This is a genomic window from Nocardioides conyzicola, assembly GCF_039543825.1.
Lineage (GTDB): Bacteria > Actinomycetota > Actinomycetes > Propionibacteriales > Nocardioidaceae > Nocardioides > Nocardioides conyzicola.
The window spans coordinates 127,379-143,310 of sequence record NZ_BAABKM010000004.1 but is presented as its reverse complement, the minus strand read 5'-3'; the positions used below and the strand labels follow the sequence as shown (position 1 = coordinate 143,310).

Annotated in this window: 13 protein-coding genes; 4 read left to right on the top strand and 9 right to left on the bottom strand. The window is 70.8% G+C overall.

All coding sequences use genetic code 11. From position 1 onward, the window contains the following. Window position 1 precedes the first annotated feature (1 nt). On the top strand, window positions 2–913 hold the full coding sequence (locus ABEA34_RS20430; protein WP_345523433.1) for a phosphotransferase: 912 nt from the start codon (window positions 2–4) through the stop codon (window positions 911–913). Then, entirely contained in the window at window positions 910–3,312 is a 2,403-nt protein-coding gene (locus ABEA34_RS20425; RefSeq protein WP_345523431.1) for a GcvT family protein, read from the top strand. The genes ABEA34_RS20430 and ABEA34_RS20425 overlap by 4 nt, the downstream gene beginning before the upstream one ends. Here the strand turns inward: ABEA34_RS20425 and ABEA34_RS20420 are convergent. The 9 genes from ABEA34_RS20420 to ABEA34_RS20380 form a co-directional block, all read right to left on the bottom strand. Further along, window positions 3,309–4,073: an amino acid ABC transporter ATP-binding protein gene (locus ABEA34_RS20420; protein WP_345523430.1), complete on the bottom strand. Its 765-nt coding sequence runs from the start codon at window positions 4,071–4,073 to the stop codon at window positions 3,309–3,311. The genes ABEA34_RS20425 and ABEA34_RS20420 overlap by 4 nt on opposite strands. Next, window positions 4,070–5,545, bottom strand: a complete 1,476-nt coding sequence (locus ABEA34_RS20415; RefSeq protein WP_345523429.1) for an ABC transporter substrate-binding protein/permease — start codon at window positions 5,543–5,545, stop codon at window positions 4,070–4,072. The genes ABEA34_RS20420 and ABEA34_RS20415 overlap by 4 nt, the downstream gene beginning before the upstream one ends. Before the next feature lie 66 nt (window positions 5,546–5,611). Continuing rightward, window positions 5,612–7,201, bottom strand: a complete 1,590-nt coding sequence (locus ABEA34_RS20410) for a catalase (protein WP_345523428.1) — start codon at window positions 7,199–7,201, stop codon at window positions 5,612–5,614. A 70-nt stretch (window positions 7,202–7,271) separates the two neighbouring features. Further along, a complete protein-coding gene (locus ABEA34_RS20405) occupies window positions 7,272–8,189 on the bottom strand; it encodes a carbohydrate ABC transporter permease (RefSeq protein ID WP_345523427.1) in 918 nt (305 codons plus the stop codon). Beyond that, complete coding sequence (locus ABEA34_RS20400; protein WP_345523425.1) at window positions 8,186–9,082, bottom strand: carbohydrate ABC transporter permease; 897 nt, start codon at window positions 9,080–9,082, stop codon at window positions 8,186–8,188. Before ABEA34_RS20400 ends, ABEA34_RS20405 begins: the two co-directional genes overlap by 4 nt. Window positions 9,083–9,163: 81 nt before the next feature. Further along, window positions 9,164–10,534, bottom strand: coding sequence for an ABC transporter substrate-binding protein (locus ABEA34_RS20395; protein ID WP_345523424.1), 1,371 nt, complete (start codon window positions 10,532–10,534; stop codon window positions 9,164–9,166). A 29-nt stretch (window positions 10,535–10,563) separates the two neighbouring features. Beyond that, window positions 10,564–12,231: a glycoside hydrolase family 13 protein gene (locus ABEA34_RS20390; protein WP_345523423.1), complete on the bottom strand. Its 1,668-nt coding sequence runs from the start codon at window positions 12,229–12,231 to the stop codon at window positions 10,564–10,566. 106 nt (window positions 12,232–12,337) lie between these two features. Then, entirely contained in the window at window positions 12,338–13,360 is a 1,023-nt protein-coding gene (locus ABEA34_RS20385; RefSeq protein WP_345523422.1) for a LacI family DNA-binding transcriptional regulator, read from the bottom strand. Window positions 13,361–13,459: 99 nt separating this feature from the next. Continuing rightward, window positions 13,460–14,059, bottom strand: a complete 600-nt coding sequence (locus ABEA34_RS20380; RefSeq protein ID WP_345523421.1) for a hypothetical protein — start codon at window positions 14,057–14,059, stop codon at window positions 13,460–13,462. 105 nt (window positions 14,060–14,164) lie between these two features. Between ABEA34_RS20380 and ABEA34_RS20375 the strand changes: the two genes are divergently transcribed. Both ABEA34_RS20375 and ABEA34_RS20370 read left to right on the top strand, forming a co-directional pair. Continuing rightward, on the top strand, window positions 14,165–15,307 hold the full coding sequence (locus tag ABEA34_RS20375; RefSeq protein ID WP_345523419.1) for an LLM class flavin-dependent oxidoreductase: 1,143 nt from the start codon (window positions 14,165–14,167) through the stop codon (window positions 15,305–15,307). Further along, the gene (locus tag ABEA34_RS20370; protein ID WP_345523418.1) at window positions 15,304–15,921 is read left to right on the top strand and encodes an FMN reductase; all 618 of its coding nucleotides are present in this window, start codon (window positions 15,304–15,306) and stop codon (window positions 15,919–15,921) included. Before ABEA34_RS20375 ends, ABEA34_RS20370 begins: the two co-directional genes overlap by 4 nt. The last annotated feature ends 11 nt before the right edge of the window (window positions 15,922–15,932 follow it).

The window sequence follows — 15,932 nt, the reverse complement described above, 5'->3', positions numbered from 1 at the left end:
CGTGACCGAAGTCCCCCCGCTGGACCGCCTCGCCACCCTGGCGGGGCGGTCCTGGCGCGTCCAGGAGCTGCCGGGCGGCCTGACCAACACCAACTTCCACGTCACCGGCGACGACGGGCTCGACCCTGTGATCGATGTCGTCGTCCGGTGGTCGCAGGGCGACGCCACGCTGCTCGGGATCGACCGCGACGCCGAGGCCTTCAACACGGCGGCCGCGGCCGATGCCGGGGTGGGTGCGGACGTGCTCGAGTACCGGCCCGACCTGTCGATGCTGGTCATCTCGTTCCTGCCGGGCCGGTCGCTCGACAACGCCGACTTCGCCGATCCGGGGGTCCTGGCGAGGGCTGCCTCGGCGACCCGCGAGCTCCACGCCGGACCGCGCTTCCAGGGGGACTTCGACATGTTCACGCGGCGGGCGGCGTACCTCTCGACGGTGCAGGAGCGGGGCTACGGGCTGCCGCCGGGCTACCTCGACCATGCCGACGCCTGGGACGCCGTACGCCGAGCGCTCGCCGTCCGCGCGCAGCCGACCGTGCCCTGCAACAACGACCTGCTCGCCGCCAACTTCATCGACGACGGGACCCGTTGCCGGCTCATCGACTACGAGTACTCCGGCAACAACGACGCCTGCTTCGAGCTCGGCAACACCGCCACGGAGTGCGACCTCACGCCCGAGCAGGTGGAGGCGTACACCGAGGCCTACTTCGGGACGCCGACGCGCGCGGACCTGGCGCGGGTGCGGCTGCAGATGCTGGTGAGCGAGTACGGCTGGTCGCTCTGGGGCTTCATCCAGGCGGCGGCGAGCCCGATCGACTACGACTTCGAGGGGTGGGGGATGGAGCGCTACGAGAAGGCGGTCGCGACCTTGCGCGGTCCAGACCTGCGACGACTGCTGGAGGATGTCGTCTCGTGACCGACCTTCCCTCCCGCGCGCAGGTCGTGATCGTCGGCGGCGGCGTCATCGGGACCTCCGTGGCCTACCACCTGACGAAGCTCGGCTGGACCGACGTGCTGCTGCTCGAGCAGGGCACGCTCTCGTGCGGGACGACCTGGCACGCCGCCGGGCTGGTCGGGCCGCTGCGGGCGTCGGAGAGCGGGACCCGGCTGGTGCAGTACTCCGCCGACCTCTACGAGTCCCTGGAGGCCGAGACCGGGCTGGCGACCGGCTACCGCAACGTCGGGGGCGTGATCGTGGCGCGGACCGAGGACCGGATGGTCCAGCTGCGGCGCACGGCGGCCAACGCGACGGCGTACGACATGGACTGCGAGCTGATCTCGCCGGCGCGGGCGCAGGAGCTGTGGCCGGCGATGCGGGTCGACGACCTGCTCGGCGCGATCTGGCTGCCCGGCGACGGCAAGGTCAACCCGTCCGACGTCACCCAGTCGCTGGCCAAGGGCGCGCGGCAGCGCGGGGCGCGGATCGTCGAGCGGGTGCGGGTCACCGGCTTCGACGTCGAGGACGGACCGGCCGGGCGTCGGGTGACCGGCGTCGTCACCGACCGGGGCACGGTGGAGGCCGAGGTGGTCGTCAACTGCGCCGGCCAGTGGGCGAAGGCGCTCGGCGACCTCGTCGGCGTCCCCGTCCCGCTCCACTCCGCCGAGCACTTCTATGTCGTCACCGAGGCGATCGAGGGCGTGCACCCGGACCTGCCGATCATGCGCGACCCGGACGGCTGGACGTACTTCAAGGAGGAGACCGGCGGGCTGGTCGTCGGTGGCTTCGAGCCCGAGGCCAAGCCGTGGCGCTCGCCCGACGACCTGCCCTACCCCTTCGAGTTCCAGCTGCTGGCCGAGGACTGGGAGCACTTCTCGGTGCTGATGGACGAGGCGCTGCGGCGCATCCCGGCGCTGGAGGAGACCGGGATCCGCAAGTTCTACAACGGACCGGAGTCGTTCACGCCCGACAACCAGTTCCTCCTCGGTGAGGCTCCCGGGCTGCGCGGCTTCTTCGTCGGCGCCGGCTTCAACTCCGTCGGGATCGCGTCCGCCGGCGGTGCCGGGCGGGCGCTGGCCGAGTGGATCGTCGCCGGCGGGGCCCAGGACGACCTGGTGGCGGTCGACGTACGCCGGTTCGCCCCGCTGCACGCCGACAACGGCTGGCTCCGCTCCCGGGTCGCCGAGGTGCTCGGGCTGCACTACGCCGTGCCGTGGCCCAACCGTGAGCTGGAGTCGGCGCGGCCCCAGCGGGTCTCGCCCGTGCACCAGCGCACGGCTGCCGCGGGCGCGCTCTTCGGGACCCGGATGGGCTGGGAGCGGCCCAACGTCTTCGGCCCCTCGCTCGAGTACTCGTGGGGCAAGCCGTCCTGGCTGCCGTGGTCGGCCGCCGAGCAGCGGGCCACCCGCCAGGACGTCGCGGTCTTCGACCAGACCTCCTTCTCCAAGTACGTCGTCGAGGGCCCGGACGCGCTGGCCGGGCTGCAGTGGGTGTGTGCCGCCGACGTCGACGTGCCGGTCGGGGGCTGCGTCTACACGCCGTTCCTCAACGCTCGCGGGACCTACGAGGCCGACCTGACGGTCACCCGCACCGGAGCGGACGAGTTCCTGCTGGTGTCGAGCTCGGCGACGACGGTGCGTGACCTGGACTGGCTGGCCCGGCACGGCGTACCCGCCCGGGACGTCACGGAGTCGTTCTCCGTCCTGGGTGTGATGGGACCGCGCTCGCGCTCGCTGCTCGCGTCGCTGTCGGCCGACGACTGGTCCGACGAGGGGTTCCCGTTCGCGACGTCCCGCGAGGTGACGATCGCCGGCGTCGAGGTCCGGGCCACCCGGATGACCTACGTCGGCGAGGTCGGCTGGGAGCTGATGGTGCCGGTCGCCGACGCGGTGACCGTCTACGACGCCGTCGTCGCCGGCGGTGCGACCGACGCCGGCTACTACGCGATCGAGTCGCTGCGGCTGGAGAAGGGCTACCGCGCCTTCGGCCGGGAGCTGACGCCCGACTACGGCCCGGTCGAGGCGGGGCTGGTCTTCGCCACCGCGCTCAAGGGCGACAAGGACTTCCTCGGCCGGGCCGCCCTGACCGCCCACCGGGAGTCGCTCGCGACCGGTGGACCGCGGCGGCGCCTGGTGTCGCTGGTGGTCGAGTCGCCCGATCCCATGCTGTGGGGCGGCGAGCTGCTGCTGCTCGACGGCGCCCCCGTCGGCCAGGTCACCAGCGCCGCCTGGGGCAAGACGGTCGGCTCCTGCGTCGGCCTCGGCTACCTGCGCCACGACGGGCCGGTGACGTCCGACTGGCTCGCCTCGGGTGCCTTCGAGGTCGACGTCGCAGGGGAGCGGTACGCCGTACGCCCGTCGCTGAAGGCTCCGCTCTAGCCCGCGTCGAGCACCCGGGACAGGAAGCGCTGAGTGCGCTCCTCGCGGGGATCGGTGAGCACCTCGGCACCACCGCGCTCGGCGACGACACCGCCGTCGAGGAAGAGCACCTGGTCGGCGACGTCGCGGGCGAAGCGGACCTCGTGGGTGACGATGACCAGGGTCCAGTTGCGGTCCGCCAGGTCGCGGATGACGGCGAGGACCTCGCCGACGAGCTCGGGATCGAGGGCAGAGGTCGGCTCGTCCAGCAGCAGCACCTCGGGGTTGAGGGCGAGGGCACGGGCGATGCCGACGCGTTGCTGCTGCCCACCGGAGAGCTGCGCCGGGTAGGCGTCCTCGCGGCCGGCGAGGCCGACCTGGTCGAGCAGCGCGCGGGCGGCCTCGGTGGCCTCGTCGGGTGATCGGCCCTGCACCTGGACCGGGCCCTCGACCAGGTTGCCGAGGACGGTCTTGTGCGGGAAGAGGTTGTGGGACTGGAAGACCATGCCGCTGCGGGCGCGAAGCGCCCTCACCTCACGACGGTAGGTCGCCTTGTCCTTCGGCGGGGCGCCGAAGTCGACCGACGAGTCGCTGATGCGCACCAGCCCGGCGTCCGGGGTCTCGAGCACGTTGAGCGACCGCAGGATCGTGGTCTTGCCCGACCCGGAGGGACCGAGCAGGACCGAGACCGTGCCGGCGGTGGCCGTGAAGTCGACTCCCTTCAGCACCTGCTGGTCGCCGAAGGACTTCTCGAGCCCGCGTACCTCAATCAGGTCGGTCATGCCATGTGCCTGCTCAGTCGTCGTTCGAGGGGCGCCTGCGCCAGCGTGACCAGGTAGCAGACCACCCAGTAGTAGAACGCGGCCAGTGCGTAGAGAGGGAGGTACTCCGTGCTGAGTGCTGCCGCGATGTTCGCCTCGTGGAACAGCTCGGGCACCAGGATCAGCGAGGCCAGCGAGGTGTCCTTGATCAGCGAGAGCAACGTGTTGGAGAGCGGCGGTACGGCGATCCGCGCGGCCTGCGGGAGGACGATGCGTCGCATCGACTGCCAGTACTCCATCCCGATCACCGTGGCGGCTTCGTACTGCCCGCGCGGCACCGAGAGGATCGAGGCGCGGACGATCTCGGCGGCGTACCCGCCGACGTTGAGGCTGAAGGCGATCCCGGCGGCGACGTACGGGTCCAGCTTGATGCCGACCTGGCCGAGGCCGAAGAAGACCAGGAAGAGCTGCACCAGGAGCGGGGTGCCGCGGATGACCGAGATGTAGAAGCGGGCGATCCAGTCGAGGGGGCGGATCGACGAGAGCCGGGCGAGCGCGGCCAGCACCGCGAGGGCCAGACCGACCAGGAAGCTGACCACCGTGAGCGGGATCGTGCCCTTGACCAGGCCGGCGAGCATCTTGGGAGCGGTGTCGGTCAGGACCTGCCACCGGGTCCGCGAGTCGGAGCCCTTGACCTTGACGTCCTCTGACCCCTCCTTGACGGTGACGTCGGCGTCGAAGTACTTCTTCGAGATCTTCGCGAGGGTGCCATCGTCGGCCAGGGCCTTCAGCGCGGCGTCAGCCTGCTGCTGCAGCTGCGGGTCCGCCTGGCGGAAGGTCAGGGCCTGCTCGAGGACCTCGTCGCCTGCGTCGCCGGCGATCTTGACGTCCGTGGTGCCGGACGTAGCGAGGTAGTCGAGGACCGCGATGTTGTCGTTGACGATCGCATCGACGCGCCCCTGGGTCAGGAGCTCGACGCCGGGGCCGAAGTCCTGGACGTACTTCACGTCCGCCCCGGCCTTGCGTGCGACCTCGGCCCAGTTGCTGCTGGCCGTCTGGGCCGTCGTGCGGCCCTTCAGGTCGGCGAGCGTGGTGATGTCGTCGTTGTCCTTCTGCGTCACGATCACGCCGTGCGAGTAGGTGTACGGCGTGCTGAAGAGGTAGCGCGCCTCGCGGTCGGGGTTGATCGTCACCTGGTTGGCGATGACGTCGATCCGCTTCGAGTCCAGGGCCGGGAAGAGGGAGTCGAACGGCGCCTCCACGAACCGGACGTCCCAGCCCGCCTCCTCGCCGACCGCCTTCATCACCTCGATGTCGAAGCCGGTGAGCTGGTTGGTCTTCGGGTCGCGGTAGGTGAAGGGCGGGTAGGTGCCCTCCGTCCCCACCCTGACGACCGGCGTGGCCGGGGCGTCACCGGCGTACGACGGGGTCGCGAAGCCGAGCAGCGCGCCCCACACGAGGGCGAGCAGCAGCAACGGTCGGGTCAGGGGCACCTGCTGACCGTACCCGTGCCGCGACTCGTCAACCCGACCGGGTCACTCGACTTAAGGCGGTTTCGCCTAGCCCGCGTGGGTGTCCGTCTCCCCGACCGGGTCGGCGGCGTCCGCCTTGGCCTGGTCGTCCTGGGCTCCCGGGGCGCCCAGGTCGGCGTCGGCTCGGACGAGCTCCTCGATCTGCTTGGCGGTGTCGGCGTCGACGTTGCGCCAGTACTGGAACGCCCGCTCGAGCACGTCACCCTCGACGCCACCGAGCAGGTGGCCGGCGACGGTCTTCACGAAGTTGGCCCGGATCTCGTCGTCCCAGACCTCCCGCACCAGGGTGCCGGCCTGCGCGAAGTCGTCGTCGTCCGCGCGCAGCGTGTACGCCTGGCGGACCATCGCGCCGTCGGTCTCCCAGCCGGGGTCGACCTCTCCGACCTGGTCGGCGTACCCGCGGCCGAAGGAGTTGGGTGCGTAGACCGGGTCGTCGCCGCGGTGCTCGTAGGCCATCGCCCCGTCCTGGGTGTAGGTGTTCACCTCGACCTTGGGGCGGTTGACCGGCAGCTGCAGGTAGTTGGGACCGATCCGGTGGCGGTGCGTGTCGGCGTACGAGAACGCGCGGCCCAGCAGCATCTTGTCGGGCGAGAAGCCGATCCCCGGGACCAGCGCGGATGGCTCGAACGCCGCCTGCTCGATCTGCGCGAAGAAGTTGTCCGGGTTGCGGTTGAGCGTCATCGTGCCGACCTTGATCAGCGGGTAGTCGCTGTGCGGCCAGATCTTGGTGAGGTCGAACGGGTTGATCCGGTAGGTCTTCGCGTCGTCGTACGGCATCGCCTGGATCGACAGCGTCCACGACGGGAAGTCGCCCTTCGCGATCGTCTCGTAGAGGTCGCGGCGGTGGAAGTCGGCGTCCTCGCCGGCGATCCGGGTGGCGTCCTCGTCGGTGAGGCCCTCGACGCCCTGGTCGGTGTGGAAGTGGTACTTCACCCAGTGCTTCTCGCCGGCGGCGTTGATCCACAGGTAGGTGTGCGAGCCGTAGCCGTTCATGTGCCGGTACGACTTCGGGATGCCGCGATCGCCCATCAGGTAGGTCACCTGGTGGGCCGACTCCGGGTTGAGGCTCCAGAAGTCCCACTGCATGTTGTTGTCGCGCAGGCCGGAGCCGCCGCGGCGCTTCTGGGAGCGGATGAAGTGCGGGAACTTCATGGTGTCGCGGATGAAGAAGACCGGGGTGTTGTTGCCGACGAGGTCGTAGTTGCCCTCGGACGTGTAGAACTTCAGCGCGAAGCCGCGCGGGTCGCGCCAGGTGTCGGGCGAGCCCATCTCACCGGCGACGGTCGAGAACCGGGCGAGCATCTCGGTCTTCACGCCGGGCTGGAAGAGCGCGGCCTTCGTGTACGCCGACACGTCCTCGGTCGTCTCGAACTCGCCGAAGGCGCCGGAGCCCTTGGCGTGCACGTTGCGCTCGGGCACGCGCTCGCGGTTGAAGTGCGCCATCTGGTTGAGGAAGTGCACGTCGTGCAGCACGATCGGACCGTCCGGCCCGACCGTCAACGAGTTGCGGTCGCTGGGTGCCGGAGCACCGGTGTCGGTGGTCGATCCGAGCTGCGCCTCGTCCGAGGGAGCCGTCGCGATCGAGGTGCCGTCGTTCGGCTGGGGCAGGTCAGGCATGTCGTGGCTCCTGGGTTCGCGGGTGGATACGTCTACCGCGTACCCACTCTCCGACCTGCTACCCCCGGAATCAACCCTTGACCGCTCCCTCCAGCCCGCCGCGCAGGAAGAGCCGCTGGAAGACCAGGAAGAAGGCGATCGGCAGGGCGCACGAGATCAGCAGGGCGGCCAGGACGACGTCCAGCTCGGTCACGGCGGCGAGGCGGGGGAGCCGGACCGAGAGCGGCTGCTTCGCCGGGTCGGGCAGCACCACGAGCGGCCAGACGAAGTCCTTCCAGGCGGCCAGCACGGCGAAGACGGAGACCACCCCGAGCACCGGGCGCGACATCGGCAGCACGATGTGGAGGAAGAGCCGGAAGTCGCCGCAGCCGTCGACCCGGGCCGCGTCGATCACCTCGCGCGGGAGGTTGTCGAAGAACCGCTTGACCAGGGCCACGTTGAACGCGCTGGCGCCGGCCGGGAGGAACGCGCCCCAGTAGGTGTTGACCAGGTTCCAGTGCGTGAACGGCAGGTCGAGCACCGTCAGGTAGAGCGGCACCAGCAGGACGACCGCGGGCACGAACATCGTGGCGAGCACCAGGCCGTACAGGACGCGGCTGCCTCGCGGACGCAGGATCGACAACGCGTAGCCCGCGGTCACCGCCACGGTCATCTGGGTCGCCCACGACCCGAGCGCGATGACGACCGTGTTCCAGAAGTAGAGCTTGAGGTCGATCTCGACCCAGGCGGTCCGCAGGTTCTCCCAGTCCGTCCCGTGGGGCCACAGCGCCAGCGGGTAGCGCAGCGTGTCCTGGGTCGGGGTGATCGCCGACTTCGCCAGCCACAGGATCGGGCCGAGGCACGCGATGACGAGGAACAGCAGCAGCCCACCGTTGAGCAGGGTGCGGGCGAGGCGGGTGCCCGGCCGTCGGCGCTCGAAGGCCGACGTGATGGTGCGGGACTCGCCGGACGGCGTACGACGTCGCCGGAGGCGCGGCCCGGTGCTCACTCGGCCCACCTCCGGGTCACCCGGAAGTAGACGACCGACAGCACCGCGAGACCGCCCGCGAGCATCAGGCTGAGCGCGGTCGCCTTGCCGTAGTCGCCGCCGGTGGTGTTGGCGAACGCGTAGTCGTAGACGAGCAGGAGCACCGTCAGGGTGGCGTTGTCCGGCCCGCCGTCGGTGAAGAGGTAGGGCTCCAGGAAGACCTGGGACGTCCCGATGATCTGCAGGATCAGGGTGATCAGCATGATGCCGCGCAGGTGCGGGAGCGTCACGTGCCAGACCTTGGCCAGGATGCCGGCGCCGTCCGCCTCGGCCGCGTCGTAGAGCTCGGGCGGCACCGAGACGAGGGCCGCCAGGTAGATGATCACGGTGCCTCCGGCCGCGGCCCAGGTCGCCTCGAGGACGAGCGAGGGCATCGCCCAGCTCGGGTCCTCCAGCCAGGGCACGGGTCCGAGCCCGACCCAGCCGAGGATCGTGTTGAAGACGCCGGTCGGCTCCGCGTCGTAGAAGAACCGCCACAGCAGCACGGCGACGGCGGGCGGCACGACCACCGGCAGGTAGGCGAGGAGGGAGTAGAGGCCGCGGGCGCGGCGTACGTCGCTCATCACCACCGCGAGCACCAGCGGCACCGGGTAGCCGATGACCAGGGCGAGCACGGCGAACCAGGCCGTGTTCTGCACCGCGGTCGCCAGCAGCGGGTCGTCGAGCACCGCCCGGAAGTTGTCGAGGCCGACGAACTCCGCCGGCGTGACGAGGTTGGTCTGCTGCACGCTCATCACGAACGAGCGGACGATCGGCCACCACGAGAAGAGACCGAAGACCAGCAGCATCGGCAGCAGGAAGACGATCGGCCCGAGGGGGACCCGGCGGGGCAGTCTGGCGAGGAGCGCGGTCATGGTCGCTTTCCGAGGTGGGGTCGGACGGGGGTCGGGGCCGGCCGGTCTCGTCGAGGAGGGAGACCGGCCGGCCCGGACCGGTCAGCCGAGGAGGGCCTGGGCCTTCTCGTTGGCGTCGGCCAGCAGGGCGTCGATGTCGGCGTTCTCGTCCGTCAGCACCTTCTGCACGGCGGCGTCGAGGATCGCGTACACCTCCTGGGTGTGCGCCGGGGGCTCGGCGATCAGGCTCTGGTCGAAGACGCCGTCGGTGAAGGACGTCATCTGGTCACGCGGCACGTTGACGTACGGCGCGATCGCGTCCTGGACCTTCTGCCAGGTGGCCTCGTCGAAGATCGGCAGCGTCGGCGTCCCGATCGGCTGGTCGGACTCCTTGAGCACCTCGGCGTCGGCGACGGCCACGTCGGGGTCGTAGTTCTTGCTCTCCCGGTAGAAGTCGTTCCACAGCACCGCGGCCTCCTGCTCGGCGGGCGTGGCCTTGGCGGAGACCGCCGCGACCGAGCCACCGCCGAGGATGCCGGCGTCGGAGGAGTCCGACAGGGGGAGCACGGCGAGGCCGTAGCTGTCCGGGTTGACCTGGTTGGTCGTGACCAGCGCGTTGTAGACGTCGGATCCCGACATGTACATGCCGACCTTGCCGGCCGCGAACGCCTCGTTGACGGTGCCCCACTCGAAGCTGGTGTTCTTGCCCATCGACTCGTCGGTCCACCGCATGTCGTGGAGCATCTGCAGGCCCTCGGCGGTGGCGTCGTTGTCGATGGTCGCCGTGGTGCCGTCGTCGGACTCCATGCGGCCGCCCAGCGCGTAGGTGAGCGTCGTCAGCATCCAGCCGCCCGTGTTGTTGGTGCTCATCTGGACGTAGCCGGCCTGGCCGGTCTTGTCGGCGATCGCCTTGGCGTCGGCGCGTACGTCGGCCCACGTGGTCGGCGGGGAGTCGGGGTCGAGCCCCGCCTTCTCGAACAGGTCGCGGTTGTAGTGCAGGCCGACGCCGTACACGTCGGTCGGCAGGCCGTAGATCTTGCCGTCGGTGCCCTGGGCGGCGGCGAGCACGCTCGGGTTGAAGTCCTCGGCGTAGGGCAGCTTGTCGACGTACTCGGTGACGTCGGCGATCTGCTTGCGCTCGGCGAGCCCCTTGGTGTCGGTGAACGGCACCCGGAAGGTCGTCGGCAGCTGGTTGCCGGCGAGCTGGGTCGAGAACGTCTCGGCGTTCCACTCCCACTCGATCGGCTTGACGACGATGTCGGGGTGCTCCTTGGTGAAGGCCGCGGCCTGCTTCTTGACGGCGTCGATGGTGCCCTGCTCGTCACCCGGGCGCCAGCCCTCGACGGTGATGGTCACCTTGCCGCTGCTCTCGCCGTCGCTGTCGCTGCCGCACGCCGCGGCGAGCACGGAGACGGAGGCGAGGGAGGCGATGGTCGCCAGCGCGGTGAGCCCGCGCCGTCGGTGGATCCTCATGGTTTCTCCTTGGTTGGCTTGATCGGGGTCTAGCTGTCGAGCCGGAGCCAGGCAGTGGCGTCCGTGGGCAGTCGTCCTCCTTCCAGCGGCACGCTGGCGAGCCAGGTCTGCGCCGGCGTCGGCAGGTCGACCGGACCGCCCGAGAAGTTCGTCACCGACGCGAAGTCGTCGCCCCGGCGGAAGGCGATGACGTCGGGGCCGAGGTCGATCCAGGTCAGCCCGCCGTACCCGAGGTCGGGGTCGTCGCGGCGGATCCGCAGCGCCGCTCGGTAGAGGGCGAGCATCGAGCCGGGGTCGGCGGCCTCGGCGGCGGCGGTCAGCCCCGCCCAGGTGCCGGGCTGGGGGAGCCAGGGCTCGACCGGCACCGGGCTGAAGCCGTACGGCGGCGCGTCCCCCGACCACGGGAGCGGCACGCGACAGCCGTCCCGGCCGGGGTCGACGCCACCCGAACGGGCGTGCATCGGGTCGTCGATGCGCTCGGCAGGGATGTCCTCGACCTCGGGGAGGCCGAGCTCCTCGCCCTGGTAGAGGTAGTAGGCGCCGGGCAGCGCCATCGCGAGCAGTGCCGCGGCCCGCGCCCGCCGGTGCCCGAGGGCGAGGTCGGTCGGGGTGTCGAAGCGCTTGGTCTCGAACGCGAAAGAGGTGTCCGCACGGCCGTAGCGCGTCACCGGCCGGGTCACGTCGTGGTTGGACAGGACCCAGGTCGCCGGCGCCCCGACGCTGTCGTGCACGTCGAGGGTCTCCTCGATGGACCGGCGCAGCGCGGCGGCGTCCCAGGGGGAGGTCATGAAGCCGAAGTTGAAGGCCGAGTGCAGCACCCCGGGTCGCAGGTAGCGGGCGAACCGCTCCGCGTCGGGGAGCCAGATCTCGCCGATCAGGATGCGGTCCGGGCCGTAGGTGTCGGCGATCCGGCGCCAGCCCCGGTAGATGTCCTGGAGCTCCTCGCGGTCGACGTACGGGTGCTCGCCGGGGTCGTGGTCCGCGAGCACGTCGGGCAGCGAGGCGTCCTTGGCCAGCAGGGCCGCGGAGTCGATCCGGATGCCGGCGACGCCGCGGTCGAACCAGAAGCGCAGGATCTGCTCGTGCTCGCGGACGACGTCGTGGTGGCCCCAGTTGAGGTCGGGCTGGCCGGGCGCGAAGAGGTGGAGGTACCACTGCTCGGGCGTGCCGTCGGGCGCCGTGACCCGGGACCAGGCCGGCCCGCCGAACTCCGACTCCCAGCCGTTGGGCACGAGCTCGCCGTGCTCGCCGCTTCCGTCGCGGAACCAGAACCGCTCGCGCTCGGGCGAGCCCGGCCCCGCCTCGAGCGCCGCCTGGAACCACGCGTGCCGGTCGGACACGTGGTTGGGGACCACGTCGATGATGGTGCGGATGCCGACGGCGAGGGCGTCGCGGATGAGGCCCTCCGCCTCGGCGAGGTCGCCGAAGAGCGGGTCGATCGAGCGGTAGTCGGCGACGTCGTACCCGCCGTCGGCCATCGGCGAGGGGTACCAGGGCGTGAACCAGATGGCGTCGACCCCGAGCTCGGCCAGGTAGGGGAGCCGGGAGCGGACGCCCGCCAGGTCGCCGGTGCCGTCGCCGTTCGCGTCGGCGAAGCTGCGTGGGTAGACCTGGTAGATCGCCGCCGTCCGCCACCAGTCCGAGGACGTCGCCCTGCCGCCAGCGGTCGCGGCGGTGGGGCGCAGGTCGGTGCTCACGCGTCGCTGCCTCGGCTTTCCCGGTAGTGAAGGCCGTCACAGGGGTGGCGGCGCCGGGAACGCTAGAAGTGCTTGCAGGGCTCTGCAAGAACCTGACAGGACGTAATTAGTTTTCAGATCTTGCAGCGCCGACGGCGCCGCTTGCAGGGCGGGTGGACCGCCGGACCACCAGCTCGGGCTCGAAGAGCAGCTCGTCGGCGGGTGCCTCCTCGCCCCGGATCTGGGCCAGCAGGGCGGCGACCGCCGCCCGCCCCATCGCCTCGATCGGCTGGCGGACGGTCGTGAGCGGCGGCTCGACCGACGACATGAACGCGGAGTCGTCGTACCCGATGACGGAGACGTCCTCGGGGACCCGAAGGCCCGCGCGGCGGACGGCCCGGATGGCGCCGAGCGCCAGCGGGTCGCTCGCACAGACGAGGGCGGTGGCGCCCCGGCCGACCAGGGAGCTCGCCGTCGCCTGGCCGCTCTGCAGGGAGAACTGGCTGTGTCCCACGAGCTCGTCGGGCACGGCCAGGAGCGCGCGCGCTGCGGCGAGCTTGCGCACGGACGGCTCGTGGTCGCGGGGACCGAGGACGAGGCCGATCCGGCTGTGGCCGAGCGACCGCAGGTGCTCGAGCGACTGCTCCATCGCGCTGGCGTCGTCGCACACGATGCTCGGGAAGGGCAACCGCTCGGTGCCGGCGTTGATCAGCACGACGGGGAGCTTGCGCCGCGCCAGCCGGTCGTAGTGCTCGTGGTCGGCGTCGGCCTGGCTGTAGAGCCCGCCCGCGAAGATGATCCCGGCGACCTGCTGCTGCCCGAGCAGCATGTCGACGTACGCCGCCTCCGCGCCGGCCTCGTTGATCTGGGTGCACAGGACCGGCGTCAGGCCGTTCTGCGAGAGCAGTGCGCCCACGACCTCCGCCAGCGCGGGGAAGATCGGGTTGGACAGCTCGGGCAGGACCAGGCCGACCAGCCGTGCGCGCTCGCCGCGCAACTTGCTGGGGCGCTCGTAGCCGAGCACGTCGAGCGCGGTCAGCACGGTCTCGCGGGTGGCGTCCGAGACGCCGGGCTTGCTGTTGAGCACGCGGCTGACCGTCGCCTCGCTGACGCCGGCCCGGGCGGCCACCTCGGCCAGTCGTCGGGTCATGACGGCAATCTAGCGCGCGAGGCGCTGCAAGAACATGACATCTGGTTGCAGGAACCGGTCAGAGCGCCTGCAAGCGGGACGACGACAGGTGCGTCGCCGTTATCGAACCGTGTCCGACCCGCGCAGGCGCCACGTCACGAGCAGGCCTGCGAGCAGCGCGCCCAGGGTGCCGAGGGTCTCGTCGCCCAGGGTGTCCTCGTACGCCGTGTCGATCTCGGTGCCGTGGCGGATGAACGTGTACCACTCGCCGAGCTCCCAGCCGATGGCCAGGATCGCCCCGAGGCCGGCGATCATCAGCACCCGCGCCCAGGCGGGCCGCACGGGTGCGCCGATGATCAGGCCGATGCCGGTCAGCAGGAAGACCCAGTTGACGAAGTGGTTCATGTCGTCCCACCAGGTCAGCGAGTCGTAGAGGTCCAGGCTGTTGCCGGTCACGTCGGCCAGGAAGCCCAGCATGATCAGCGAGAACGCGCCGTACGGCGCAGGCTCCTCCGGCCGGCGGCGCTTGACGACGATCCACCACAGCGCGGGGACCAGCAGCATCATCAGCGGGTAGGCGAGCAGGCGCGCCCCGAACGCCTTGTCGGCGAAGCGGTCGATCCCCGGCACCCACTCCGCGACGGCCAGCTGGCCGACCGTCAGCACGATGATCAGGACGGGGACCCAGGCGGGACAGCGGTACGGCGCGGGTGCGGTCACGCTTGGATGGTGGCAGGAATACCGGGATGCCGTGCGTCGTTGAGCGATTAGTTCGTCATTCAACTACATCGGCGGACCACCACCTACCTCCAGGAGTGAGCGGACATGCAGTTCGGCATCTTCACCGTCGGCGACGTCACGGCGGACCCCACCACGGGTCGGACGCCGACAGAGCACGAGCGGATCAAGGCGACCGTCGCCATCGCCAAGAAGGCGGAGGAGATCGGCCTCGACGTGTTCGCCACGGGCGAGCACCACAACCCGCCGTTCATCGCGTCCAACCCGACCGCGACCCTCGCCTACATCGGCGCCCAGACCGAGAACATCATCCTGTCGACGGCCACGACGCTGATCACCACGACCGACCCGGTGCTGATCGCCGAGGACTACGCCAAGATCCAGCACCTCACCGATGGTCGCGTCGACCTCATGATGGGCCGCGGCAACACCGGCCCGGTCTACCCGTGGTTCGGCAAGGACATCCGCGACGGCATCAACCTGGCGGTCGAGAACTACGCGCTCCTGCGCCGTCTGTGGGACGAGGAGATCGTCACCTGGGAGGGCCGGTTCCGTACGCCTCTCCAGGGCTACACCTCGACCCCGCGCCCCCTGGACGGCGTCGCGCCGTTCGTGTGGCACGGCTCGATCCGCAGCCCCGAGATCGCCGAGCAGGCGGCGTACTACGGCGACGGCTTCTTCCACAACCACATCTTCTGGCCGGCCGGCCACACCAAGCAGATGGTCGAGCTCTACCGCCGCCGGTTCGAGCACTACGGCCACGGCACCGCCGACCAGGCCATCGTCGGCCTCGGCGGGCAGTTCTTCATGAGGAAGAACAGCCAGGAGGCCGTCAACGAGTTCCGTCCGTACTTCGACAACGCGCCCGTCTACGGCCACGGCCCCTCGCTGGAGGACTTCACCGAGGCGACCCCGCTGACGGTCGGTTCCCCCCAGCAGGTGCTCGAGCGGACGCTCGGCTTCCGTGACTACGTCGGGCACTACCAGCGCCAGCTCTTCCTGGTCGACCACGCGGGCCTGCCGCTGAAGACGGTGCTCGAGCAGCTCGACCTGCTCGGCGAGCTCCTGCCGGAGCTGCGCAAGGGCATGGCCGAGGGGCGGCCGGCGCACGTCCCGGACGCGCCCACCCACGCGTCCCTGGTCGCCGCCGCGGGCGGCGCCCACGACTCGACCGTGCACGCGGTCGACGACGTCACCGGCACCACCGACCGCGAGGAGGTCTCCGCATGACGAGGCTCGTCGTCATCAGCGCGGGACTGAGCGTCCCGTCGTCCACCAGGCTGCTCGCCGACCGGCTCACCGCCGCGACGGTCGAGGCGCTGGAGGACGTCGAGGTCACCCACGTCGAGCTGCGCGACCTGGCCCACCAGGTCACCGACCAGCTGCTGACCGGGTTCCCCGGTGCCGAGCTGGCCGCGGCCCAGGACGCCGTCCGCGTGGCCGACGGGCTGATCGTCGTGACGCCGGTCTTCTCGGCGTCGTACTCCGGTCTCTTCAAGTCGTTCTTCGACGTGCTGGAGACCGGGGCGCTGGACGGGAAGCCGGTGCTGGTCGCCGCCACCGCAGGCACGGCCCGGCACTCGCTGGTGCTGGAGCACGCGCTCCGGCCGCTCTTCGCCTACCTGCGCGCGGTGGTCGTGCCGACCGGCGTCTTCGCCGCGACCGAGGACTTCGCCGGCACCGACCTCGACGCCCGGGTGGTCCGAGCCGCGGGCGAGCTGGCCCTGCTCATGGGCAAGGTCAGCCCGGTCGACGGCGCCGGCAGCCGGCGTCGGACGGTGGCGGACGAGTTCGCCGAGCCGACGCCCTTCGACCAGCTGCTGCGCGAGGCCTCCGGCCGCTGACGTCGTACGGC